This is a genomic window from Mycobacterium sp. SMC-14 (genome assembly GCF_046250075.1).
Lineage (GTDB): Bacteria > Actinomycetota > Actinomycetes > Mycobacteriales > Mycobacteriaceae > Mycobacterium.
In genome coordinates this window covers 1,289,404-1,311,841 of record NZ_CP176429.1, presented here as the reverse complement: position 1 = coordinate 1,311,841, position 22,438 = coordinate 1,289,404, and the positions used below count along the sequence as shown (strand labels likewise).

19 protein-coding genes and 1 pseudogene are annotated in these 22,438 nt (G+C 68.0%); 9 read left to right on the top strand and 11 right to left on the bottom strand.

The genetic code is table 11. The annotated features are described in order from the left end of the window. The first annotated feature begins 17 nt into the window (after nucleotides 1-17). The gene (locus ACKY0W_RS06340) at nucleotides 18-587 is read left to right on the top strand and encodes an LppP/LprE family lipoprotein (protein WP_409437667.1); all 570 of its coding nucleotides are present in this window, start codon (nucleotides 18-20) and stop codon (nucleotides 585-587) included. Between the two features lie 9 nt (nucleotides 588-596). Here the strand turns inward: ACKY0W_RS06340 and ACKY0W_RS06335 are convergent, their stop codons facing one another. Beyond that, entirely contained in the window at nucleotides 597-2,507 is a 1,911-nt protein-coding gene (locus ACKY0W_RS06335) for an MFS transporter (protein ID WP_409437666.1), read from the bottom strand. A 297-nt stretch (nucleotides 2,508-2,804) separates the two neighbouring features. Between ACKY0W_RS06335 and ACKY0W_RS06330 the strand changes: the two genes are divergently transcribed. From ACKY0W_RS06330 to ACKY0W_RS06320, 3 genes are all read left to right on the top strand, one after another. Then, nucleotides 2,805-3,584, top strand: coding sequence for a hypothetical protein (locus ACKY0W_RS06330; protein ID WP_409436851.1), 780 nt, complete (start codon nucleotides 2,805-2,807; stop codon nucleotides 3,582-3,584). 138 nt (nucleotides 3,585-3,722) lie between these two features. Continuing rightward, complete coding sequence (locus ACKY0W_RS06325; protein ID WP_409436850.1) at nucleotides 3,723-7,421, top strand: multifunctional oxoglutarate decarboxylase/oxoglutarate dehydrogenase thiamine pyrophosphate-binding subunit/dihydrolipoyllysine-residue succinyltransferase subunit; 3,699 nt, start codon at nucleotides 3,723-3,725, stop codon at nucleotides 7,419-7,421. 137 nt (nucleotides 7,422-7,558) lie between these two features. Then, nucleotides 7,559-8,383 carry an SDR family NAD(P)-dependent oxidoreductase gene (locus ACKY0W_RS06320; RefSeq protein ID WP_409436849.1) on the top strand — a complete coding sequence of 275 codons (825 nt, stop codon included), beginning with the start codon at nucleotides 7,559-7,561 and terminating at the stop codon, nucleotides 8,381-8,383. A 6-nt stretch (nucleotides 8,384-8,389) separates the two neighbouring features. Here the strand turns inward: ACKY0W_RS06320 and ACKY0W_RS06315 are convergent, their stop codons facing one another. Further along, nucleotides 8,390-9,247: a glycine betaine ABC transporter substrate-binding protein gene (locus ACKY0W_RS06315; RefSeq protein WP_409436848.1), complete on the bottom strand. Its 858-nt coding sequence runs from the start codon at nucleotides 9,245-9,247 to the stop codon at nucleotides 8,390-8,392. An 8-nt stretch (nucleotides 9,248-9,255) separates the two neighbouring features. Then, nucleotides 9,256-10,443 (bottom strand): NADP-dependent malic enzyme, encoded by a 1,188-nt coding sequence (locus ACKY0W_RS06310; RefSeq protein ID WP_409436847.1) that lies wholly within the window; start codon nucleotides 10,441-10,443, stop codon nucleotides 9,256-9,258. A 350-nt stretch (nucleotides 10,444-10,793) separates the two neighbouring features. Here ACKY0W_RS06310 and ACKY0W_RS06305 point away from each other — a divergent pair. Next, nucleotides 10,794-10,964, top strand: a pseudogene (locus ACKY0W_RS06305) (helix-turn-helix domain-containing protein); the annotation flags it as partial. A 4-nt stretch (nucleotides 10,965-10,968) separates the two neighbouring features. Here the strand turns inward: ACKY0W_RS06305 and ACKY0W_RS06300 are convergent. Beyond that, complete coding sequence (locus ACKY0W_RS06300) at nucleotides 10,969-11,958, bottom strand: malate dehydrogenase (RefSeq protein WP_409436846.1); 990 nt, start codon at nucleotides 11,956-11,958, stop codon at nucleotides 10,969-10,971. 173 nt (nucleotides 11,959-12,131) lie between these two features. Here ACKY0W_RS06300 and corA point away from each other — a divergent pair, with 173 nt between their 5' ends. Further along, on the top strand, nucleotides 12,132-13,166 hold the full coding sequence (corA, locus tag ACKY0W_RS06295; RefSeq protein ID WP_409436845.1) for a magnesium/cobalt transporter CorA: 1,035 nt from the start codon (nucleotides 12,132-12,134) through the stop codon (nucleotides 13,164-13,166). Nucleotides 13,167-13,249: 83 nt separating this feature from the next. On the opposite strand, the gene ACKY0W_RS06290 is transcribed toward corA, so the two are convergent. The 6 genes from ACKY0W_RS06290 to ACKY0W_RS06265 form a co-directional block, all read right to left on the bottom strand. After that, nucleotides 13,250-13,849, bottom strand: a complete 600-nt coding sequence (locus ACKY0W_RS06290) for a suppressor of fused domain protein (protein WP_409436844.1) — start codon at nucleotides 13,847-13,849, stop codon at nucleotides 13,250-13,252. Continuing rightward, nucleotides 13,849-14,991: an ABC transporter ATP-binding protein gene (locus tag ACKY0W_RS06285; RefSeq protein ID WP_409436843.1), complete on the bottom strand. Its 1,143-nt coding sequence runs from the start codon at nucleotides 14,989-14,991 to the stop codon at nucleotides 13,849-13,851. The genes ACKY0W_RS06290 and ACKY0W_RS06285 overlap by 1 nt, the downstream gene beginning before the upstream one ends. A gap of 4 nt (nucleotides 14,992-14,995) precedes the next feature. Further along, nucleotides 14,996-15,823: a carbohydrate ABC transporter permease gene (locus tag ACKY0W_RS06280; RefSeq protein WP_409436842.1), complete on the bottom strand. Its 828-nt coding sequence runs from the start codon at nucleotides 15,821-15,823 to the stop codon at nucleotides 14,996-14,998. Then, a complete protein-coding gene (locus ACKY0W_RS06275; RefSeq protein ID WP_409436841.1) occupies nucleotides 15,820-16,701 on the bottom strand; it encodes a carbohydrate ABC transporter permease in 882 nt (293 codons plus the stop codon). The genes ACKY0W_RS06280 and ACKY0W_RS06275 overlap by 4 nt, the downstream gene beginning before the upstream one ends. Beyond that, nucleotides 16,698-18,119 (bottom strand): extracellular solute-binding protein, encoded by a 1,422-nt coding sequence (locus ACKY0W_RS06270; protein WP_409436840.1) that lies wholly within the window; start codon nucleotides 18,117-18,119, stop codon nucleotides 16,698-16,700. The genes ACKY0W_RS06275 and ACKY0W_RS06270 overlap by 4 nt, the downstream gene beginning before the upstream one ends. A gap of 73 nt (nucleotides 18,120-18,192) precedes the next feature. After that, a complete protein-coding gene (locus ACKY0W_RS06265) occupies nucleotides 18,193-18,720 on the bottom strand; it encodes a general stress protein (RefSeq protein WP_409436839.1) in 528 nt (175 codons plus the stop codon). Between the two features lie 78 nt (nucleotides 18,721-18,798). On the opposite strand from ACKY0W_RS06265, the gene ACKY0W_RS06260 reads away from it, so the two are divergent. Next, nucleotides 18,799-19,395, top strand: a complete 597-nt coding sequence (locus ACKY0W_RS06260) for a DUF4190 domain-containing protein (protein ID WP_409436838.1) — start codon at nucleotides 18,799-18,801, stop codon at nucleotides 19,393-19,395. Nucleotides 19,396-19,562: 167 nt separating this feature from the next. Here the strand turns inward: ACKY0W_RS06260 and ACKY0W_RS06255 are convergent, their stop codons facing one another. Continuing rightward, nucleotides 19,563-20,531, bottom strand: a complete 969-nt coding sequence (locus ACKY0W_RS06255; protein WP_409436837.1) for an HpcH/HpaI aldolase/citrate lyase family protein — start codon at nucleotides 20,529-20,531, stop codon at nucleotides 19,563-19,565. Between the two features lie 24 nt (nucleotides 20,532-20,555). Between ACKY0W_RS06255 and ACKY0W_RS06250 the strand changes: the two genes are divergently transcribed. Together ACKY0W_RS06250 and ACKY0W_RS06245 are read left to right on the top strand one after the other, a co-directional pair. Further along, on the top strand, nucleotides 20,556-21,854 hold the full coding sequence (locus tag ACKY0W_RS06250) for a magnesium transporter MgtE N-terminal domain-containing protein (protein WP_409436836.1): 1,299 nt from the start codon (nucleotides 20,556-20,558) through the stop codon (nucleotides 21,852-21,854). Then, nucleotides 21,851-22,369 carry a DUF1003 domain-containing protein gene (locus tag ACKY0W_RS06245; protein ID WP_409436835.1) on the top strand — a complete coding sequence of 173 codons (519 nt, stop codon included), beginning with the start codon at nucleotides 21,851-21,853 and terminating at the stop codon, nucleotides 22,367-22,369. The genes ACKY0W_RS06250 and ACKY0W_RS06245 overlap by 4 nt, the downstream gene beginning before the upstream one ends. Nucleotides 22,370-22,438 lie beyond the last annotated feature (69 nt).

The following is a 22,438-nucleotide window of genomic DNA, read 5'->3' as shown; positions in this document are numbered from 1 at the left end:
GGCCGGGCGGCGGTACGGTGCCCGGTGTGCCAGGTGCCGCCAAACCGTCCGTAGCGATCGCCGCGCTGGCCGCAGCTCTGCTGGCCGGTTGCGGCTCGGGCGACTCCACCGTCGCCAAGACCCCGGAGAACACCAGCCCCGCCGCCGCACCACCTGAGGCGCCTGCCGCCACGGCGTCGGCGCCGTCGAGCAGCCCGGCCCCCGCCGATCCGTGTGCGGTCAACCTGGCCGCCCCGGCGATCGCCAAGGCCGTCTCCGAGTTGCCCCACGACCCGCGCAGCAAGCAACCGTGGAGCCCGGAGCCGCTGGCCGGCAACTACAGCACCTGCGCCGACATCTCGGCGGTGATCGTCAAGGCCAACACCAACGCAGAACACCCGAGTACGCGCGCGGTGCTGTTCCATCTCGGTGAGTTCCTTCCCCAAGCGGTGCCGGACACCTACGGATTCAGCGGCATCGACATGGCGCAGTCCACCGGCGACACGGTGGCCCTGCGAAACGCCAGCGGCATACCGGGGTTGGCCGGGATCGTGAAATTCCACTGGAACGGCACCGGGGTGGACATCGTCGGCAACACCACCCGGTAGCCGGTCGCTTTAGAACCAGCTGTCGCGCCGCGAGTGCCGGCCGATGGCGTCGGTGTCGTCGGGATCCTCCCGATAGTGCCGATTTCGGCGGGTCGGACTGTTGCCGGTGATCCCGAATTTGGCCAGCACGTCAGGCACCGCAGTCCCGTTGGCCAGCGGACGAAAATCGCGCCGCCCCGCATCGACATCAAAGCCGTTGTGGTGCAGTGATATCGGTTCGGGCTCGGCAATCACCGCCGGCGCCGCCCGGGGGATCTCGACGGTCAGCGGCTCGGTGGCGGGTTCCTGCGGACGACGGGCCCCAGGGGCCCTGGGCGCGACGACGACCGTGATCGGCTCGGTCCGTTTGTCGACATCGCGGTCGGCAGTCAGGGTGTGGAAGTGTCGGGGCAGGCTGACGCGTTCGGGGACCCTGGCGTTGCCGGGGAGGTCGTCGAATTCGTCGGGGTCACCGATGTCGTCGAAATCATCGAAGTCGTCAAAATCGCGGGCGTGGTCAATCCGCCCGCCCGTGCGGCGGGCCGGGTCGATGACATAGCCGACCATGAACAGCGCGGCGACCACGCCGAACAGCGCGACGAATGCCGGCAACAGCGTCGCCTCCGACATCGCCGCCGCGAACGGCTCGTGCAGGAATTCGGGCAGCTGCAGGACCGCCGAAGCATGCTCGGGGCGCAGACCGCCCGGCATCGGCGGTAGGTCGGCCGCGATCCTCGACGTCATGAACGCTGCCATGCCCGCGCTGCCCAGCACCGCCCCGACCTGGCGCGTCGCGTTGTAGACCCCGGAACCGGCACCGGCCAGATGCGGCGGAAGGTTGCGGGTGGCGGTGGCCGCCAGCGGCGACCAGATGAACGCCATTCCGACCCCGATCACCGCGAACGGCAGCACCAGCCGCCAGATGGGGGTCAGCGGTGTCATCTCGATGGACAGCCAGGTGAGCCCGATCGCCAGCACCGAAAAGCCGAATCCGACCACCGCCCGGGGATGGGCGCGGTCGACGATCCTTCCCACCACCGGGGCCAGCGCTCCACTGGCGATCGCCATCGGGGCGGTCAGCAGGGCGGACCGAGTCGGAGACATCTCGCAGACCGCCTGCGCATAGAACATCACCGGCAGCACCATCCCGGTGACGGCGAAGCCGATGACGGCCACTCCGATGTTGGCCAGCCCGAAATCGAGGTCGCGGAAGATGTGCAGCGGTACCAACGGCTCGCCGTGGGTGACCGCCTGCCAGTAGACGAAGGCCGCCATGCAGCCGATGCCGCCGAGAATCAGCGCCCAGATCCACGGCGCCCACCCCTGCGACTCGCCCTCCTGCAGAGCGAAGACCAGCAGAAACATCCCGACCCCCGACAGTGTCACGCCGAGAAGGTCGAAACGATGACGGTGCACCGGCAGTTCGGGGATCAACACGATGGCCAGGACCAGGCCGATGGCGCCGATCGGGACGTTGACGAAGAAGATCCACTCCCAGCCCAGCCGGTCCACCAGCACGCCGCCGGCCAGCGGCCCGATCAGCGTCGCAACCCCGGCGGTGGCTCCCCACACACTCATGGCCGCACCACGCCGTTGCGGAGGGAAGGTGCGGGTAATCACCGTCAGGGTTTGCGGGGTCAGCAGGGCGGCGCCGACGCCCTGGACCGCCCGGGCGGTGATCAGCATCTCGATGCCGCCCGCCAGGCCGCACCACAACGATGCCGCGGTGAACACCGCCAGCCCGATCAGGTACAGGTTCTTGGGCCCGAACTGGTCACCGAGACGACCGGCGACCAGCAGCGGTACCGCGTAGCCCAGCAGGTAGGCACTGGTAACCCAGATCACCGTGTCGTAGCCGATGTCGAGCGCCGCCATGATGCTCGGATTGGCGACCGCCACGATCGTGGAATCCACCAGGATCACGAAGAAGCCGAGCATCATCGCCCACAGGGCGTTCCAGGGGTTGACCGGATCAGCCGAGCGCGCCGGACCGGAACGTGCGCTAACTGCGCGTTCCGGATCGTCATACGTGCTGCTCAAGCGCCGCCCCTCCCATCGCTGCGCTGTGCTGTTCGGGGCACCAGGCCACCTCATCCGACGCTACGGACAGATGATGCCGGGAACAACTCGGATCGCCGTGGCGCTGTTCGCTGCGGAGTGCGGTCACAACCGGTGAAACGGGTAAACAATCACCAGCGCGTTAGCCTGAACACCACCGAGTCGAAACGGGAGGCAACCATGGGCATCTTTCGACGGCGACGGCCGGCGCAGGCTCCGGCGCCGACCTTCGACGAGGAGAAGCCCACCATGCCGGCCCGGGTGTTGGCACGGGTCATCGAGCGCAGCGAACGGGTGCAGGGTCCGGCGGTGCGGGCCTACGTGGAACGGCTGCGCCGAAGTGATCCCGATGCCGACCCGGCACAGGTCATCGCGAAGCTGGAGAAGCGATTCCTGGCAGCGGCGACGGCCAGCGGCGCCGCGGTGGGCGCCACCGCGGCGGTGCCGGCGATCGGCACCCTGATGGCACTGTCCGCGGTTGCCGGGGAGACCGCGGTCTTTCTGGAGGCCACCGCGTTCTTCGTGCTGTCCGTCGCCGAGGTCCACGGCATTCCGGTGGACAACCGGGACCGGCGCCGCGCGCTGGTGCTGGCGGTGTTGGTGGGCGACCAGGGCAAGGGCGCGCTCGCCGACCTGCTCGGCCCGGGCCGCACCAGCGGCGCGTGGCTCGCCGAAGGTTCTGCGGGTGTCGCCGCGCTACCGCTTCCGGCGGTCAAGGAGTTGAACTCGCGGCTGCTGCGGTACTTCGTCAAGCGCTTCACCCTGCGTCGCGGGGCGCTGGCGTTCGGCAAGCTGTTGCCCGTCGGCCTGGGGGCGCTGATCGGCGCCATCGGGAACCGCCTGATGGGCAAAAAGATCATCGGCAACGCCCGCACGGCGTTCGGTACCCCGGCCCGCCGTTGGCCGGTGAACTTGCACCTGGTGCCGGCCCTGCACGACGGTGACGCCCACTCCGCATAGCCGTCGGCGGGGTCGGGACCGGCGGACAATCGGCCGCGCGCCTGGCGGAATATCTCCGAGGGGCTAGCCTTTGTAAGGCAGGCGGGCGCGGGCGCAAGTGCCACGCCGAACGACCAGGAATCGAGGCGAGAAGCTGTCGTGAGCGGTATCAGTTCACCCTTCGGTCAGAACGAGTGGCTAGTCGAGGAGATGTACCGCAAATTCCGCGAGGATCCCTCCTCTGTGGATCCGAGCTGGCACGAGTTCCTGGCCGACTACTCCCCCGACGCACAACGCGGTGACGGCGCGACCAGACCGGCTGCCCCCGCGCCTGCAGCTCCCGCCCCCGCGGCACCGGCCGCAGCTGCCCCGGCTGCTCCGGCCCCAGCCGCCAAGCCGGCCCCGGCGCCGGCGGCCCCGGCCGCCAAGCCCGCCGCCTCCCAAGCTCCCGCGCCGCTCGCCGACGACGAGCTGCAGGTGTTGCGTGGGGCCGCGGCGGCGGTAGTCAAGAACATGTCCACCTCGCTGGAGGTACCGACGGCCACCAGCGTGCGTGCCGTGCCGGCCAAGTTGATGATCGACAACCGCGTCGTCATCAACAACCAGCTCAAGCGGACCCGCGGCGGCAAGATCTCCTTCACCCACCTGCTGGGTTACGCGATCGTGCAGGCGGTCAAGCAGTTCCCCAACATGAATCGGCATTTCGCCGAGGTCGACGGCAAGCCGAACGCCGTCACACCGGCCCACACCAACCTTGGGCTGGCCATCGACCTGCAGGGCGCCGGCGGCAAGCGCTCCCTGGTGGTCGCCGCCATCAAGGGCTCGGAATCACTGCGCTTCGCGCAGTTCGTCGACGCCTACGAAGACATCGTGCGCCGGGCCCGGGACGGCAAGCTGACCGCCGAGGACTTCGCCGGCGTGACGATCTCGCTGACCAACCCCGGCACCATCGGCACCGTGCACTCGGTGCCGAGGCTGATGGCCGGGCAGGGCGCGATCATCGGCGTGGGCGCCATGGAGTACCCCGCCGAGTTCCAGGGCGCCAGCGAGCAGCGCATCGCCGAGCTCGGGGTGGGCAAGGTGATCACCCTGACCTCGACCTATGACCACCGCATCATCCAGGGCGCGGAATCGGGCGACTTCCTGCGCACCGTGCACGAGATGCTGCTGTCGGACGCGTTCTGGGACGAGATCTTCTTCGAACTGTCCATCCCCTACGAGCCGGTGCGCTGGCGCACGGACAACCCGGACTCGGTCGTCGACAAGAACGCCCGCGTGGTCGAGCTGATCGCCGCCTACCGCAACCGCGGCCATCTGATGGCCGACATCGACCCGCTGCGCCTGGACAACACCCGGTTCCGCAGCCACCCCGACCTGGACGTGCAGAGTCACGGCCTGACGTTGTGGGATCTGGACCGGGAATTCAAAGTCGAGGGCCTGCCCGGCGGCGACATCCGCAAGCTGCGCGAGATCCTGTCGGTCCTGCGTGACGCCTACTGCCGCCACGTCGGCGTGGAGTACACCCACATCCTCGAGCCCGAGCAGCAGCAGTGGCTGCAGGAGCGCGTCGAGGTCAAGCACGTCAAACCGACTGTGGCGCAGCAGAAGTACATTCTGAGCAAGCTCAATGCCGCCGAAGCGTTCGAGAGCTTCCTGCAGACCAAGTACGTCGGCCAGAAGCGGTTCTCCCTCGAAGGCGCCGAGACCGTCATCCCGATGATGGACGCGGCCATCGACCAGTGCGCCGAGCACGGCCTCGACGAGGTCGTCATCGGGATGCCGCACCGCGGCCGGCTCAACGTGTTGGCCAACATCGTCGGCAAGCCCTACTCGCAGATCTTCACCGAGTTCGAGGGCAACCTCAATCCTGCCGAGGCGCACGGCTCCGGCGACGTCAAGTACCACCTGGGTGCCACCGGGGTGTACCTGCAGATGTTCGGCGACAACGACATTCAGGTGTCGCTGACCGCCAACCCGTCACACCTGGAGGCCGTCGACCCGGTGCTCGAGGGGCTGGTCCGGTCGCGTCAGGACCTGCTGGGGCGGGGCGCGCTGGGCACCGACGAAGACCCGCCGTTCTCGGTGGTGCCGATGATGCTGCACGGCGACGCCGCGTTTGCCGGCCAGGGCGTGGTGGCCGAGACGCTGAACATGGCACTGCTGCCCGGCTACCGGGTCGGCGGCACCATCCACATCGTGGTGAACAACCAGATCGGTTTCACCACGGCGCCGGATTACTCGCGTTCCAGCGAGTACTGCACCGATGTGGCCAAGATGATCGGCGCGCCGATCTTCCACGTCAACGGTGACGACCCGGAAGCCTGCGACTGGGTGGCCCGCCTGGCGGTGGACTTCCGGCAGAAGTTCCACAAGGACGTCATCATCGACATGCTGTGCTACCGCCGTCGCGGGCACAACGAGGGCGACGACCCGTCGATGACCAACCCGTACATGTACGACGTGATCGGCACCAAGAGCGGTGTTCGCAAGAGCTACACCGAAGACCTGATCGGCCGCGGGGACATCTCGCTGAAGGAGGCCGAGGACGCGCTGCGCGACTACCACGGCCAGCTGGAGCGGGTGTTCAACGAGATCCGCGAGCTGGAGAAGCATGCCGCGCTGCCCAGTGAGTCGGTGGAGTCCGAGCAGCAGGTCCCCAAGGGCCTGAACACCGCGGTCGACAAGGCGATGCTCGCCCGCATCGGCGACGCGTTCATGGCGATCCCCGAGGGCTTCACCGTGCACCCGCGCGTCCTTCCGGTGCTCGAGCGACGCCGCGAGATGGCCTACGAGGGCAAGGTGGACTGGGCGTTCGGCGAGCTGCTGGCACTGGGCTCGCTGGTCGCCGAAGGCAAGCTGATCCGGCTGTCCGGACAGGACACCCGCCGCGGCACCTTCTCGCAGCGCCACTCGGTGATCATCGACCAGGCCAACGGTGCGGAGTTCAGCCCGTTGCAGCTGCTGGCCACCAACGCCGACGGCACCCCGACCGGCGGCAAGTTCCTGGTCTATGACTCGCCGCTGTCCGAGTTCGCCGCCGTCGGCTTCGAATACGGCTACACCGTCGGCAACCCGGAAGCCCTGGTGCTGTGGGAGGCGCAGTTCGGCGACTTTGTCAACGGCGCACAGTCGATCATCGACGAGTTCATCAGCTCCGGCGAGGCCAAGTGGGGCCAGCTGTCCAACGTGGTGCTGCTGCTGCCGCACGGCCACGAGGGCCAGGGACCGGACCACACCTCCGGGCGCATCGAGCGGTTCCTGCAGCTGTGGGCGGAGGGCTCGATGACGATTGCGATGCCCTCGACTCCGTCGAACTACTTCCACCTGCTGCGCCGCCACGCACTCGACGGGATCCAGCGACCGTTGATCGTGTTCACCCCCAAGTCGATGCTGCGCAACAAGGCGGCGATCAGCGACGTCAAGGACTTCACCGACGTCAAGTTCCGCTCGGTGCTCGAAGAACCCACCTACGAGGACGGCGTGGGCGACCGCAGCAAGGTCACCCGGGTGTTGATGACCAGCGGCAAGCTCTACTACGAGCTGGTCGCCCGCAAGGCCAAGGACGGCCGTGACGACATCGCGATCGTGCGGATCGAACAGCTGGCCCCGCTGCCCAAGCGCCGCCTCGCCGCAACCCTGGACCGCTACCCGAACGCGCAGCAGTTCTTCTGGGTGCAGGAGGAGCCGGCCAACCAGGGCGCGTGGCCACGGTTCGGCCTGGAGCTGCCGGAGCTGCTGCCGGAGAAGCTGACCGGGGTCAAGCGGATCTCGCGGCGGGCGATGTCGGCACCGTCGTCGGGGTCGTCGAAGGTGCACGCGGTCGAGCAGCAGGAGATCATCGACTCGGCATTCGGCTAGATCCTCGCGAGGGTGCGTGTTTGTACGCAACACGCCGCGTGATTCGGTACAACTGCGCACATTCGCCGAGGCCGATCAACCCGGTACCGGCGGTACCGGATAAGCTCGGGTGTTCCACCGACCGCTGGGGAGAGCACATGCAGGGATTCGCCGGGAAAGTCGCCGTCGTCACCGGTGCCGGTTCGGGTATCGGTCAGGCGCTGGCCATCGAGCTGGCCCGCGCGGGAGCGCAGCTGGCGATCAGTGACGTCGACACCGAGGGGCTCGCTCAGACCGAGCGCCGGCTGGCCGCACTAGGCGTGCGGGTCAAGGTCGACCGCCTCGACGTCACCGAGCGGGAAGCGTTCCTGGCCTACGCCGAAGAGGTCAAGGAGCACTTCGGCAAGGTCAACCAGATCTACAACAACGCCGGCATCGCGTTCAGCGGCGACGTCGAGATCAGCCCGTTCAAGGACATCGAGCGGGTGATGGACGTCGACTTCTGGGGCGTGGTCAACGGCACCAAGGCCTTCCTGCCGCACCTGATCGAATCCGGCGACGGACACGTCATCAACATCTCCAGTTTGTTCGGGCTGCTGTCCATGCCCGGCCAGGCCGCCTACAACGCGGCGAAGTTCGCGGTCCGCGGCTTCACCGAGGCGCTGAACCAGGAGATGGCCATCAACAAGCACCCGGTCAAGGTGACCACGGTGCACCCGGGCGGCATCAAGACCGCCATCGCCCGCAACGCCACCGTCGCCGAAGGTCTGGACGCCGCAGCCATGGCCGACTTCTTCGATCGGCGGCTGGCCTCCACCACCGCCGAAGAGGCCGCCCGAGTGATCCTCGACGGCGTCAGCAAGAACCGGGCCCGTGTGCTGATCGGAAACGACGCGCGGATTTTGGACCTGCTGGTGCGCATCTTGGGCTCGCGCTACCAACGCCTGTTCTCGTTCGGCATCCCCAAACTCAGGCCACAGTAGGCCCGGCTATCTGCCCAGCGGGTGCTCGTCCAAGAAGGCATCGACGACGACCTGCGGGTCGGCCCCGGCGACCACCTGTCGCCGCATGTCGATCAGGGCGTCGGTGTCCAGCACGCCGGCCACCTGATTGATGGCCAACAGCTGGGCTTCGGTCAACTCATTGCGGCGATACAGCGGCACCACATTCTCGGCGCGCACCAACGCGGGACGCCCGTCGGTGAGCAGCACGGCGCCTTCCGGCACGTCGGGGTCGGCAGTACTGGTCCACGCGGCGATGATCTGACGGGCCTGCAACGCAGCGAACAGCGCTGCCTCGTCAGGGAATTCGCGTGGCTTCGGGAGCGTGCACCGGCCCACCGCTGTCGGCACCCGCACGCCCGCGACACCGCCGACGGTCAACCCGGCGCAATGCCGGACGAGCGCGGCCAGGCCGGTGTCGCCCCACGCGGTCGCCGTCGCCTTCGTCACGGCCAGTGTCGGTTTGTCCTCGGCGGTCATGGCGTAGTCACCGACCGCGAGGCCTTCCGGTAGCGCGCCGGCCAACGCCCAGTAGACACCCCGATCGGAGCGCGCGGCGGAATCGCGGGCGAACGTCGCCAAGAATCGGCCGGTGAATCCGGGAACGACAGTCCACTCCCCCGCATCCAGCCCGGCAACCGGGTCGGCAACGGCCTCAAGCCGCACCGCGGCACCGGTACCGCGCAGGGCGCTCGCATAAAGGTGGCCCAGTACCTGCGATTGCGGATCCGGCGACATTCCCACGCTCAACGGCGGCGGCCCCGGGTGGGCAGCACAACCGGCGATCAGCACGGCCGCCCATCCGAGCGCCAGGCGGCGCAGCTGATGTCCTCGCGGCCGGGGCACCGTGCCCTCTACGACCCGGAGTCGACGGCCGCCGCGACGGCAGCCGCTACGGCAGGCTCGACCCGGGGATCCAGCGGGCTGGGCACGATGCGGTCGGGGGCCAGCTCGTCGGCGACGACGGAGAAAATCGCCTCTGCTGCAGCCAACTTCATCGCCTCGGTGATGCGGCGCGCACCGGCGTCGAGCGCACCGCGGAACACCCCGGGGAAGGCCAGCACGTTGTTGATCTGGTTGGGGAAATCGCTGCGGCCGGTTGCCACCACCGCCGCGTACTTGGCCGCCAGGTCAGGGTGGATCTCGGGGTCGGGGTTGGACAGCGCGAACACCACCCCACCCGGAGCCATCGTCGCGATCAGCTCCTCCGGCACCACCCCGCCGGACGCGCCCAGGAAGACGTCGGCGCCGGCCAGCGCCTCGGCCAGGCCGCCGGTCAGGCCACGAGGATTGGTCCGCTGTGCCAGTTCGAGCTTGACGTCGTTCATGCCGGAGCGCTCCGGATGCAGCACGCCCTGCGAATCCAGCACGATCATCTCCGAGATGCCCCGCGAGAGCAGGATGTTCGCGCAGGCCACGCCCGCGGCACCGGCACCGGAGACCACCACCCGCAGCGACGCGATGTCGCGGTCGAGCACCTTGGCCGCGCCCAGCAGGGCCGCCAGGGCCACGATCGCGGTGCCGTGCTGGTCGTCATGCATCACCGGGCAGTCCAGCGCCTCGATCACGCGCCGCTCGATCTCGAAGCAGCGCGGCGCCGAGATGTCCTCCAGATTGACCGCCCCGAACGACGGGCGCAGCCGCACCAGCGTTTCGACGATCTCGTCCGGATCCTTGGTGTCCAACACGATCGGAATGGAGTCCAGGCCGGCGAACGTCTTGAACAACGCGGCCTTGCCCTCCATCACCGGCAGCGACGCCGTCGGCCCGAGGTCACCGAGCCCGAGCACCGACGTGCCGTCGCTGACCACGGCCACCAGCCGGTGCGCCCAGGTGTAGCGGGCCGCCAGCGTGTGGTCCGCGGCAATGGCGCGACTGACCTGCGCCACACCCGGGGTGTAGGCGATCGACAACGCGCGCTGGCTGTCCAACGGGGTTTTGAGGTCGACGGAGATCTTCCCGCCCGTGTGGGCTTCGAAGATCTCTTCGTCTCCGATGACGATCGGCGAGCTGTTGGCCATGTTCGCAAGGTTCTCGGGCATCGATAGGCCAGGGTACTGCGCTGGCTTTACATTCTTTCGATCGGCTGGGGGCAGCCAAGGCATCCCACGTGCGCAGCGACGCGCTTTCGCTGATGATTTGCCGGCATCACATCGGCGTCTCCAGCCAGATTGCCACCGTATTCCGCTTGGCGCCGAGCCGAAACAACGCTGGTGCTCGGCGATCTTCCTGCGGCACAGCAATGGGCCGATGACGGCGTCTCCGCAGCGACGCGTTGGTACCGGATCATGAGACCGAATACCGCATGGGCGCCTCGCGTTTGCTCGAGGCGAACCGGAGCGGGCCGAGCGCGACCCCTACGAAGCGATCGCGTTCGATTCCTCCTGGGCTCGCTCACCCCGACGTCGCCCGATCAGTCAGCGAAGGACCGCCGAACACGGACATTGCCGCTCGGCTCTTCGTTTCACCGCGCACCGTGCAGACGCAGCTGCCCCACGTCCACACCAAGTTGGGGCTGACCTCCCGCGTACAGCTTGCGCAGGAGGTCGCCCGCCGGGCCTAAGGCCTTAGATCAGGCCCAGCCCGGTGACAGCCTCGCGCTCCTCGGCCAGCTCGGCGGTCGAGGCGTCGATCCGGCCGCGGGAGAAGTCGTCGATCTCCAGGCCCTGCACGATGCTCCAGTCACCGTTCTTGGTGGTGACCGGGAACGACGAGATCAGCCCCTCCGGCACACCGTAGGAGCCGTCGGAGACCACGGCCATCGACACCCAGTCGTTGTCGGGAGTGCCGAGCAACCAGCTCCGCGCCGCGTCGACAGTGGCCGACGCGGCGGAGGCGGCCGACGAGGCGCCACGGGCGTCGATGATCGCCGCGCCACGCTTGGCGACGGTGGGGATGAAGTCGTTCTCGATCCAGGCCTGGTCGTTCACGACCTCGGCGGCGTTACGCCCACCGACCTCGGCGTGGAACACGTCCGGGTACTGGCTCGCGGAGTGGTTGCCCCAGATCGTCATCTTGGTGATGTCGGTGACCTTGGCGCCGGTCTTGGCGGCCAGCTGCGAGATCGCCCGGTTGTGGTCCAGGCGGGTCAGCGCGGAGAAACGCTCGTTGGGGATGTCGGGGGCGTTGGTCATCGCGATCAGCGCGTTGGTGTTGGCCGGGTTGCCGGTCACACCCACCCGGATGTCGGAAGCCGCGACCGCGTTGAGGGCCTTGCCCTGCGCGGTGAAGATCGCGCCGTTGGCCTCGAGCAGGTCGCTGCGCTCCATGCCCGGACCGCGCGGGCGGGCGCCGACCAGCAGTGCCAAGTTGACGCCGTCGAAGATCTTGTTCGCGTCCGAGCCGATCTGCACACCCGACAGCAGCGGGAAGGCACAGTCGTCGAGCTCCATGACGACACCCTCGAGCGCCTTGAGGGCGGGCTCGATCTCCAGCAGGCGCAGTTCGATCGGCTGGTCGGGGCCCAGCAACGAGCCGCTGGCCAGGCGGAACAACAGGCTGTAGCCGATCTGGCCGGCGGCGCCGGTGACGGCCACCTTGAGTGGGGTTTTGCTCACGTCAAGTGCTCCTCGAACGAGTTCGACTGGTCTGGGTTTGGTCCGGCTCGAAACTAGCGCACCGGCGTCGTCATCGAAACTCGGGGACCTCCGGCCCTGCATCGCGCTCACGGTGCACGTCGGCTCCGGACGCGTAGCATTTGACCGGCACCTGCGCCGGAGGGAGATCGGCCATGACTGCGTTGCAAGACCCGACACCCCGAGTGCTGGTCGACTGCGGTGTCTATGCGGACGGCGAGCGGATTCCCGGCGAATTCACCCCCGCCGGCGCACGGGCCAAGGTGCGCGAGATCGAGGCGGGTGGCCGAGAGGCGTTCGTCTGGGTCGGATTGCACGAGCCGGGCGAGGCGCAGATGCAGGGCGTGGCCACCACCTTCCAACTGCACCCGCTGTCCGTCGAAGACGCTGTTCAGGCACATCAGCGGCCCAAGCTGGAACGCTACGACGACACCCTGTTCTTGGCACTCAAGACCGTCAACTACGTGCCGCACGAGTCGGCGGTGCTGCCGCGCGAGATCGTCGAAACGGGCGAGATCATGATCTTCGTCGGCAAGAACTTCGTGGTCACCGTCCGACACGGTGAGCACAGCGGCTTGTCCAACGTCCGCAAACGGATGGACACCGATCCCGAGCAGATGCGACTGGGGCCGTTCGCGGTGATGCATGCCATCGCCGACTATGTGGTGGACCGCTACGTCGAGGTGACCAACCTCATGGAAAGCGACATCGACGTCATCGAGGAGGCGGCGTTCGCACCGGGCGCCCGCACCGACGTCGAACCGATCTACCAGATCAAGCGCGAGGTCGTCGAGCTACGGCGTGCGGTCGCACCCCTGTCCGTGCCCTTTGAGCGGATGCAGACCGACTACCGGGATCTGATCTCCAAAGAGGTGCGGCGCTATCTGCGCGACGTCGCCGACCACCAGACCCGTGCCGCTGAGCAGATCGCCGGGTACGACGAATTGCTCAGCTCGCTGGTGCAGGCCGCCCTGGCACGCGTGGGCATGCAGCAGAACACCGACATGCGCAAGATGTCGGCGTGGGCGGGCATCATCGCCGTCCCGACCATGATCGCCGGAATCTATGGCATGAACTTCGATCGCATGCCGGTGCTGCACTGGGCGTTCGGCTACCCGATGGTGGTGGCCGGCATGGGCGTGATCTCCGCGATGCTCTACCGCGCGTTCCGCCGCAACGGCTGGCTGTAAGCGCCAGCCTCCCGCGCGAGCGTGCAGAGTTGCACACCCCCACCTGGGGAAATGGCGGACAAGTCTGCACGCTCGCGGGAAAATCAGCGGGGCTGGGAAGCGGGGCGAGCCGGGTCGAAGACGTCCACACCGTCGGAGCGCCAGGCCTCCCGCATCGCCTCGGCGCCCTTGAGCCGCACCCATGCGGCCTCGGTCGCGGTGATCGGGATGGCCGACAAAAACCGCACCGGCTCTCGCGGCGGGGCCAACGTCAACTCGGCGATGTCACTGTCGCCCAGCAGCACCGCGGTGAACGGCACCGGACCTGAAGGCCCGGTCCACAGCGGCCCCCCGAGGTCGATCAGTGCATCGGGCACCAGCACCACCCCTTCGACCACCGGCGCGGCCGCTACCGCGGCGAGGCTGCGGGCCAGACCGGTGTCAGACCCCGAGGAACGCAGGCTCACGACGATTTCGGCCCGGGGACCGTGCACCGGGTCGGCCAGGAGCTGGCCGGGATCACCCATCGGGTGACGCGAGCAGCCCGCCGAGACGTAATGCACCATCCGGTCGGGTCCGGGCCCGAACCGCAACACCTCGATGGGCTCGACACCCAGAAACGTCACCCGCGCCGCGTCGGGCTCGGCGACGTCCGCGAAGTGCCGCCGGACATGCTCACGCACCCGGTCCAGGTCGTCGCTCATCACGCGCCCGGCGGCACGGTCAGGTTCACCCCGGTCGTGGCGTCGAACACGACCACGTTGTCGGGCTGCAGGGCCAGCTCGATCGGCTGCCCGCCGGCCGCCTTCGACGCCGCGGGAACCCTGGCCACCAGATCGTTTTCGGCTGGCGCGTCGCCGGATACGTTGGGGGTGAAGTACAGGTACTTGTCGGCTCCCAGCGATTCGACGAGATCGACGCGGGCCGCGAAACTCACCGCGGTGCCGCGCCCGGCGTCGTCGAGCAGCGCGGCATCGCCCAGATGCTCCGGACGCACCCCGATGACCACCTCACCGCCGGCAGGTGCGGGATGCTTGCCGATCGCCTCGCGCGTCGCCGCGTCAAGCGGTACCTCGCCGATCGGCAGCCGCGCGCCGGCCGCGGTCAGCGTGCCCGGGAAAAAGTTCATCGCCGGGGAGCCGACGAATCCGGCGACGAACAGATTGGCGGGGTGCTCGTAGAGCTCGTCGGGCGTGCCGATCTGCTGGGCGATCCCACGGTGCATCACCACCACCCGGTCGCCGAGCGTCATCGCCTCGGTCTGGTCATGGGTGACGTAGACGGTGGTGGTGCCTAGTCTGCGCTGCAGCCGGGCGATCTCACTGCGCATCTGCACCCGCAGCTTGGCGTCGAGGTTCGACAGCGGCTCGTCCATCAGAAACGCCTTGGGGTGCCGCACGATCGCCCGCCCCATCGCGACCCGTTGACGCTGGCCACCGGAGAGCTGCGACGGCTTGCGGTCCAACAGAGCGGTCAGGTCGAGAATCTTGGCGACCTCCGCCACCTTTTCGGCGATCTGCGGCTTTTTCATCTTGGCCAGGGTCAACGGGAACGCGATGTTCTGCCGCACCGACATGTGGGGGTAGAGCGCGTAGGACTGGAACACCATCGCGATGTCGCGGTCCTTGGGTGCACGTTCGTTGACGCGCTGGCCCCCGATGCGCAACTCCCCCGACGAGATCTCCTCCAGACCGGCGATCATGTTCAGCGTGGTGGATTTTCCGCAGCCGGAGGGCCCCACCAGAATGATGAACTCCCCGTCGGCGATGCTCAGCGACAGATCCTTCACCGCCACCGCGCCATCGGGGTAGCTCTTGCTGATGTGGAGGAGTTCGATCTCTGCCATCGGCTTATCCCTTCACCGCGCCGGAGGTCAGTCCCGCCACGATCCGTCGTTGGAAGATTAGAACAAAGACGATGATCGGCACCGTGATCACCATTGCACCCGCCGCGATCGATCCGGTCGGCTCCTCGAATTGCGAACTGCCGGTGAAGTTGGCGATCGCGACCGGCGCGGTGACCGAGGCCTTGGTGGCCGTCAGCGACAACGCCAACAGCAGGTCGTTCCACGCGAAGATGAACACCAGAATCGCGGCGGTGACGATGCCCGGCGCCGCCAGCGGCGCAATCACCTTGCGGAACGCCTGACCGGGACTGGCACCGTCCATCTTGGCGGCCTTCTCCAGGTCCCACGGAATCTCGGAGAAGAACGCCGAGAGGGTGTAGATCGCCAGCGGCAGCGCGAAGGTGATGTAGGGAATGATCAAACCCAACCAGGTGTCGAACAGCCCGGTGGCCCGCTCGATGTTGAAAATCGGTGTCACCAGAGATATCTGGGGGAACATCGCGATCAGCAGGGCCGCCCCGACCAGCAGCCGCTTCCCGGGGAAGTCCAGGCGCGCCACCGCATAGGCGGCCATTGCGCCGATCACCACCGCGATCACCGTGGTGATCAGGCCGATGCCCACCGAGTTGATCAGCGCCGAGCCGAAGACATCACCGGCGAAGATGCCGCGATAGTTGTCCAGGGTCACCGACGAAGGAATCAACTTGCCGTCCTTGACCGTTGACGTCGGTTTGAGCGACAACGAGAAGATCCACAGCACCGGGACCAGTGCGTAGAGCACCACTACCAGGTCGATGATCAGCCACGCGGTGCGGCGGCGAAGCTCGGTCATTTCTGGCTCGACCCCGGCGCCGCGGCGCCGAACACCTTGACGAACACCCACGCGATCAGCGCCACACAGATGAAGATCAACACCGAGATCGCCGACCCTAAGCCCACGTTGAATCCCTTGAACAGGTTGTCGTAGCCCAGGATCGACACCGAGCCGGTGCTGTTGGAGCCATTGGTGAGCACGTAGATGTTGTCAAAGATCCGAAACGCGTCCAGCGTGCGAAACAGCAACGCCACCAGGATCGCCGGTTTCATGATCGGCAGAATGACGGTGATCAGCCGCCGCCAGGCGCCGGCACCGTCCATCTGGGCCGCCTTGAGCAGTTCCTCGGGCACCAGCGCCAGCCCGGCCAATAGCAGCAGCGCCATGAACGGCGTCGTCTTCCACACCTCGGCCAGCACCACGATCCCCAACGACGGCAACTGGTGGGTCAGCGGCGCACTCCCGGTCGGCAGCAGATTGGCCAGGTAACCGGTCCCCGGAGTCCAGGCGTAATACCAGCTGTAGGCGGCCGCCACCGTGACGATGCCGTAGGGCACCAGCACCGCCGTGCGCACCATGCCCTTGGCGAACAAGCTGCGGTGCATCACCAGTGCCAGCGCCAGACCGAAGACGAATTCGAAGGCCACCGAGACCACTGTGATACCCAGCGTCACCGCGAACGCGGTCCACCAGTAGGAGTCGGTCAGGGTGGTCTGATAGTTGGCCAGGCCGACGAAGGCAGTGTCGCCGGGAGTGGCCAGGTTGTAGCGCAACAGGCTCAGCCAGATCGCGTAACCGATCGGGTAGGCCGTCACGGCCAGCATCAGGACCACGGCCGGCGCGACGAGCGCCACCGCGAGCCGGCGCTGTGAACGGACATCATCGGCGCGGGTCACGGGATGAGTCCCTTACCGTCGATGGCCTTGCGCACCTGCACGGTGAGCTCATCGGCGGTGCGCTCCGGGTCGATGGCGCTGATCGGCGCCAGCGTCGCCGATATCCGGGTAGACACCGCCTGATAGACCGGTGTCACCGGGCGCACCGCGGCGTCGGTGAGTTGCTGACGGATCACGTTGTGCTGCGGGTATTTCTGTTGGAACTGCGGGTCGGCGTACACCGAGGCGCGCACCGCGGGCAGCCCCCCTTCGATCGCGACATACTTCTGGTTCGCCGCGTTTCGCAGGCAGCGCACCGCCTCGAACGCCTCGGCACGATGCCGGGTGGTCCTGGCCACCGCCAGGTTCAGCCCCCCGAGGGTCACCCTGGCCGGATGTCCAGGCAACACCGCCGGATACGGCGCATACCCGAGCACGTTGCGGCTGGCCTGGTAGGCGACGCGGTACTGCTCGTCGCTGGGCGCGAAAGCACCGATGCCATCGATACTGCCGGCCAGGTCCGAACGCCCTTGCAGCGGAAGGAACCCCACCCCGCCCTTGACCGCGTTCTCCAGCATGGACGGCAGCACAAACGGCCAATTGACCTCCAGCGCCGCCTTGCCCTGCTCGAACGCGAGTCGGGCGGTGCCCTCATCGGTCTGAGTGATCGACGGGTCGGCGCCCGGAGCGGTCGCCACCGCCTTCATGACCTGCAGCGCCGCGACGGTGGCGGCCCGGTGCTCAGCGGTGTCGGTCAGGGTGACGGTCTTGCCGTCGTCGCCCAGGACCCGTCCCCCGGCGCTTTCCAGCAGGGTGTTGAACCAGACCACCAAACCCTCGTATTGCTTGGCCTGCACCGCGATCCAGCTGGGCTGGCCCGCGGCGTGCAAACGGGACGCCTCGGCGACCATGCCCTCCCAGGTGGACGGCGCCGATTTCATCAGATCCGGCCGGTACCAAAGCAATTGGGTGTTGGTTACCAGCGGTGCGGCGTAGAGCCGATCGTGCCAGCGGGCGGTCGCGAGCGGGCCCGGCAGCGTGTCGTCGGCGGCGTCGGCCTCGGCCTTGCCGGCCGGGTCCTGCGCCAGTGGCACCGCCCAGCCGGCCTCGGCGAACTCCGCTGTCCACACCACGTCCAGGCCCATCACGTCCAAGGTGCGGTCATTGCCGGTCAGCCGACGCGCCAGTTGCAGGCGCTGATCGTCCGCGGCGCGCGGCAGGCTGAACTGCTGCACCCGGTACCGGCCGCCGGCCTGTTCGGTGCAACGCGCCGCGATCACCCGGAACGTCGCGGTGTCGTTGGCCGGGGTGTAGACGCTGATCACCGGAATACCGGCGGCCGACCCGGACGAACCGCAGGCCGATCCGGCCGACGCAACGGTCAGTGCGGTCAGCGCAGCCGCGCCCAGCCGCCGTACGCGACCGCGCCGACTCGCCACGCCACCCGCCTCCCGTTGCCGTTTCGTGCCACGACGGTAAGGCCGCCCGAGGGCGCTACGCAACAACGCGCAGTCAGAGCGTCAGCTTCGCCAACAGATCCCGGCCCTGCTCGGCACTCTGCGGGTCGCATAGCACGTCGTAACGACCCGCAACCAGCTGCATGGTCGAGCTGAAATCCCTTGTACCGCGGGCCATCGCGTACGGGACCGATGAGGTGATCAAACCGAAGAACACCCCGGCGATCAGGCCGGTCACCAGCGCCTGGGTCGGATTTTCACTGAAGATGCCCAGCACCAAGCCGATGAACAGGCCCAGCCAGGCACCGGTCAGCACGCCGCCGCCGAGCACTTTGGGCCAGGTGAGCCGGCCGGTGACCCGCTCGACCTGCATCAGGTCGACGCCGACGATCGTCACCTGGTGCACCGGGAACTGTTGGTCGGACAGGTAGTCCACCGCGCGCTGGGCCTCGGCGTAGGTGGGGTACGCCCCGATCGGCCAGCCTTTCGGCGGGGTCGGCAGCCGGCCCACATCACGGCGTCCCGGCGCACCTGCCGCACCGAGAGGATCGGGAGTCTGTCCGGGCTGAAAGGGGCTGGTCATGGGATTTCTCTCTCCTCGCTCCGGGAAGCGGCTGTCGGACGACAAGCCGGCCGCGGTGCATCGGCTAGGTTGAACAGCATGACAGCTCCCGGCGGGGATTCTGGCGAGAATCCGCGAGGCAATGCCGACCAGCCCTGGGCCGACCCGGGTGCACCCGGGCCCGACCAGGGCGGCTGGCCCTACCCGTCGGGGTACGAGGGCTACCCACCGGCACCCGGCTATCCGCCGCCCGGCTTCCCCCCGCCGCCTCCGGCTGGTTATCCGCCGCCCCCACCGCCCGGCAACTACCTGCCGCCCGGGGGTTATCTGCCGCCCACACCTGCTGCCCCGGGCGAATACCCGGGGCTCGGCGCCCCGCCCGGATACCCGCCGCCGGGCTACGGCAATCCCCCGGGTTACCCCCCGTCGGGATACGGCGCGCCTTATCCGGGCAGCTACTTCAATCCGGGCCAGGCGCAGAAGACGAACGTCCTGGCGGTCAGCTCGCTGATCGTGTCGCTGCTCGGCCTGGTGTTCTGGCCGTTGGGGGTGGCCGGTGTCATCCTCGGGGGCGTGGCATTGAGCCAGATCAAGTCGACCGGTGAGGCCGGTCACGGCATGGCAGTGGCCGGAACCGCGATAGGCGGTGTCGCCGTGACGCTCTCGTTCATCCTCGCGATGATCGCCCTGAACTAGGCTTGGATACCGAGCCGAGGCTCGTAGACCGCCGCGGGGGCTAGGACAGTTGCCCGCCTTGCAGCGACAACGCCCGGTACCTCCACCAAACCATCACGACGTGTCGCTCAAAGGCGGGCACCGGTCGCCATGAGTCCCGTCCGGTGCCGCCGCGCTTGCGATCCCCGCTAGGCCGATGGCGGCGTGAACGGCGGTGCCTCACGGCGCATTCCGGCCGCCCGGCCCTTGCCCGCCACCACCAACGCCATCTTGCGGCTGGCCTCGTCGAGCATCTCGTCACCGAGCATCACCGCGCCGCGAGCACCGCCGGCGTGCGAGGTGTGCCACGCGTAGGCCTCCAGGATCAGCTCGGCGTGGTCGTACTCGGACTGACGCGGGCTGAAGATCTCGTTGCCCGCCGCGATCTGGTCGGGGTGCAGCACCCATTTGCCGTCGTAACCGAGTGCGGCCGAACGGCCGGCCACCCGCCGGAAGGCCTCGACGTCGCGCACTTTCAGATACGGCCCGTCGACGGCGGCGACCCCGTGGGCGCGCGCCGCCACCAGGATCGTCATCAAAACGTGGTGGTAGGCGTCGCCCTCGGTGTATCCCTCGGGTTGCTCGCCGACCTCCAGGGTGCGGGTGTTGAGGCTGGCCATCAGGTCGGCCGGTCCGAGCACCAAGGCCTGCACCCGCGGCGCTGCGGCGATCGCGTTGATATTCATCAAGCCGCGGGCGTCCTCGATCTGGGCGTCGACACCGATCTGCCCGACCGGCAGCCCGTGGATGGTCTCCAGCTGGGTGAGCAGCAGATCGAGGGCCTGGACATGCGAGGCGTCCGACACCTTCGGCAGCACGATCACGTCGAGTCGGCTGCCAGCGGCACCAACTGCCGAGACCACCTCGATCAGGTCGGCATGCGTCCACGGGGTGGTCCAGTCGTTGACCCGCACCCCGAGCAGCGGCGCCGTCCAGTCCGGCGCGGTCAACGCTTGGGCGACCAGGGTCCGGGCCTGCTCTTTTGCCGCTGGAGCGACGGCGTCCTCCAAATCGAGGAAGACCTCATCTGCGGATAGACCCTTGGCCTTGTCGATCATCTTCTGGCTGCTGCCAGGTACCGAGAGGCAAGTACGGCGGGGGCGATACACGTTGGTCACCTAAATACTCCTACCCTTTCAACCATGGCGTCGAGCAACAGGGTTTACGCAGCGCGGCTTGCGCGGATGCTGGTGCTAGGCCCGTTCGGCGAATCCGTCGGCCGGGTCCGCGATGTGGTGGTCAGCCTCAGCATCGTGCGCCAGCAGCCGCGTGTCCTGGGACTGGTAGTCGAACTGCCCACCCGCAGACGCATCTTCGTGCCGATTCTGCGGGTCGCGTCGATCGAACCCAACGCGGTCACCCTCAACACCGGAACGGTGTCACTGCGCAAGTTCAACCAGCGGCCCGGTGAGGCGCTGGTGCTCGGCCAGGTCCTGGACACCAAGGTCCGGGTCACCGACCCGGAGCTGCCGGAACTGGCCGGCGTCGATGTGGCGATCACCGACTTGGCCATCGAACAGAGCCGCACCCGCGACTGGCTGGTGACACGGATCGCGGTGCGGCACTCGCGGCGGTTGGGCCGGCGCGCCTCCGTACACATCGTGGACTGGCACAACGTGCAGGGCCTGACCCCGTCGGCACTGGCGATGCCCGGGCAGGGCGTGGCGCAGCTGCTGCAGCAGTTCGAGGGCTGGCGGCCGATCGAGGTCGCCGACGCCATCCGCGAGCTGCCGCCCAAGCGGCGCTACGAGGTGATCCACGCGCTGGACAACGCACGGCTGGCCGACATCCTGCAGGAGCTGCCCGAGGAACGTCAGGCCGTCGTGCTGGGCCAACTGGGCACCGATCGGGCCGCCGACGTGCTGGAAGAGATGGACCCCGATGACGCCGCGGACCTGCTGGGCGTGATGAACCCGACCGAAGCCGAAGCCCTGCTGGCGCGGATGGACCCCGACGACTCCGATCCGGTGCGCCGACTGCTGGAGCACTCCCCCGACACCGCGGGCGGGTTGATGACCACCAACCCAGTGGTGCTGACCGCCGACACCTCGGTCGCCGAGGCACTGGCGCGGGTGCGCGACCCCGACCTCACCCCGGCACTGTCGTCGCTGGTTTTCGTGACCCGAGCCCCCACCGCCACCCCGACCGGCCGCTACCTGGGCTGCGTCGCGCTGCAACGGCTGCTGCGGGTACCACCGGCCGAACTCATCGGCGGGTTCGTCGACTCCGACCTGCCGGCGCTGAACCCGGAGGTGTCGTTGGCGGAGCTGACCCGCTACTTCGCCGCCTACAACCTGGTCTGCGGGCCGGTGCTCGACGAGCAGAATCACCTGCTGGGCGCGGTGACGGTGGACGACGTGCTGGACCACCTGCTGCCGGATGATTGGCGCGAAACACCCGAACCGGACCTGGGGCCCAAACTCGCCGGGAGGCCGTCGTGACCGACCGCTCCACATCACAGCGGCTCTCCACGCCCCGCACCTCGCGGCTGCCCAGCCTGCGAGTGGATCCCGACACCATGGGCCGGCTGACCGAGTCGGTGGCACGGTTCTTCGGCACCGGGCGCTATCTGGCGATCCAGACCGTGCTGGTGGTGGGATGGATCCTGCTCAATGTCTACGCGGTCAGCCTGAGGTGGGACCCCTACCCGTTCATCCTGCTCAACCTGGCCTTTTCCACCCAGGCCGCCTACGCCGCGCCGCTGATCCTGCTGGCCCAGAATCAGCAGCAGAACCGCGACCGGGTCAGCCTGGACGAGGACCGCCGCCGTGCCGCGCAGACCAAAGCCGACACGGAGTATCTGGCCCGGGAACTGGCGTCCCTGCGGCTGGCCGTCGGTGAGGTCGCCACTCGCGACTACCTGCATCACGAACTCGAGCGGGTCCGCGAACTGCTGGAGACCCTGCGTCCAGAGCCCGACCCCGCCGCCCCGGAGTCCGCACAGCGGCCGTCCTGACCGGTGACGCGGACCAGATAACGGTCATCAGCAGGACCGTCGTTGGGTATGGTGACCTAGTTCACGAAG

Bases quoted from the DNA above. Each gene is read 5' to 3' on its own strand.
- ACKY0W_RS06285 (WP_409436843.1), bottom strand. From the start codon at position 14,991: ATGGCAGAGATCGAACTCCTCCACATCAGCAAGAGCTACCCCGATGGC.
- ACKY0W_RS06280 (WP_409436842.1), bottom strand. From the start codon at position 15,823: ATGACCGAGCTTCGCCGCCGCACCGCGTGGCTGATCATCGACCTGGTA.
- ACKY0W_RS06250 (WP_409436836.1), top strand. From the start codon at position 20,556: ATGGCGTCGAGCAACAGGGTTTACGCAGCGCGGCTTGCGCGGATGCTG.
- ACKY0W_RS06330 (WP_409436851.1), top strand. From the start codon at position 2,805: ATGGGCATCTTTCGACGGCGACGGCCGGCGCAGGCTCCGGCGCCGACC.
- ACKY0W_RS06265 (WP_409436839.1), bottom strand. From the start codon at position 18,720: ATGACCAGCCCCTTTCAGCCCGGACAGACTCCCGATCCTCTCGGTGCG.
- ACKY0W_RS06290 (WP_409436844.1), bottom strand. From the start codon at position 13,849: ATGAGCGACGACCTGGACCGGGTGCGTGAGCATGTCCGGCGGCACTTC.
- ACKY0W_RS06310 (WP_409436847.1), bottom strand. From the start codon at position 10,443: ATGCCCGAGAACCTTGCGAACATGGCCAACAGCTCGCCGATCGTCATC.
- ACKY0W_RS06320 (WP_409436849.1), top strand. From the start codon at position 7,559: ATGCAGGGATTCGCCGGGAAAGTCGCCGTCGTCACCGGTGCCGGTTCG.
- ACKY0W_RS06260 (WP_409436838.1), top strand. From the start codon at position 18,799: ATGACAGCTCCCGGCGGGGATTCTGGCGAGAATCCGCGAGGCAATGCC.
- corA (WP_409436845.1), top strand. From the start codon at position 12,132: ATGACTGCGTTGCAAGACCCGACACCCCGAGTGCTGGTCGACTGCGGT.
- ACKY0W_RS06335 (WP_409437666.1), bottom strand. From the start codon at position 2,507: ATGATGCTCGGCTTCTTCGTGATCCTGGTGGATTCCACGATCGTGGCG.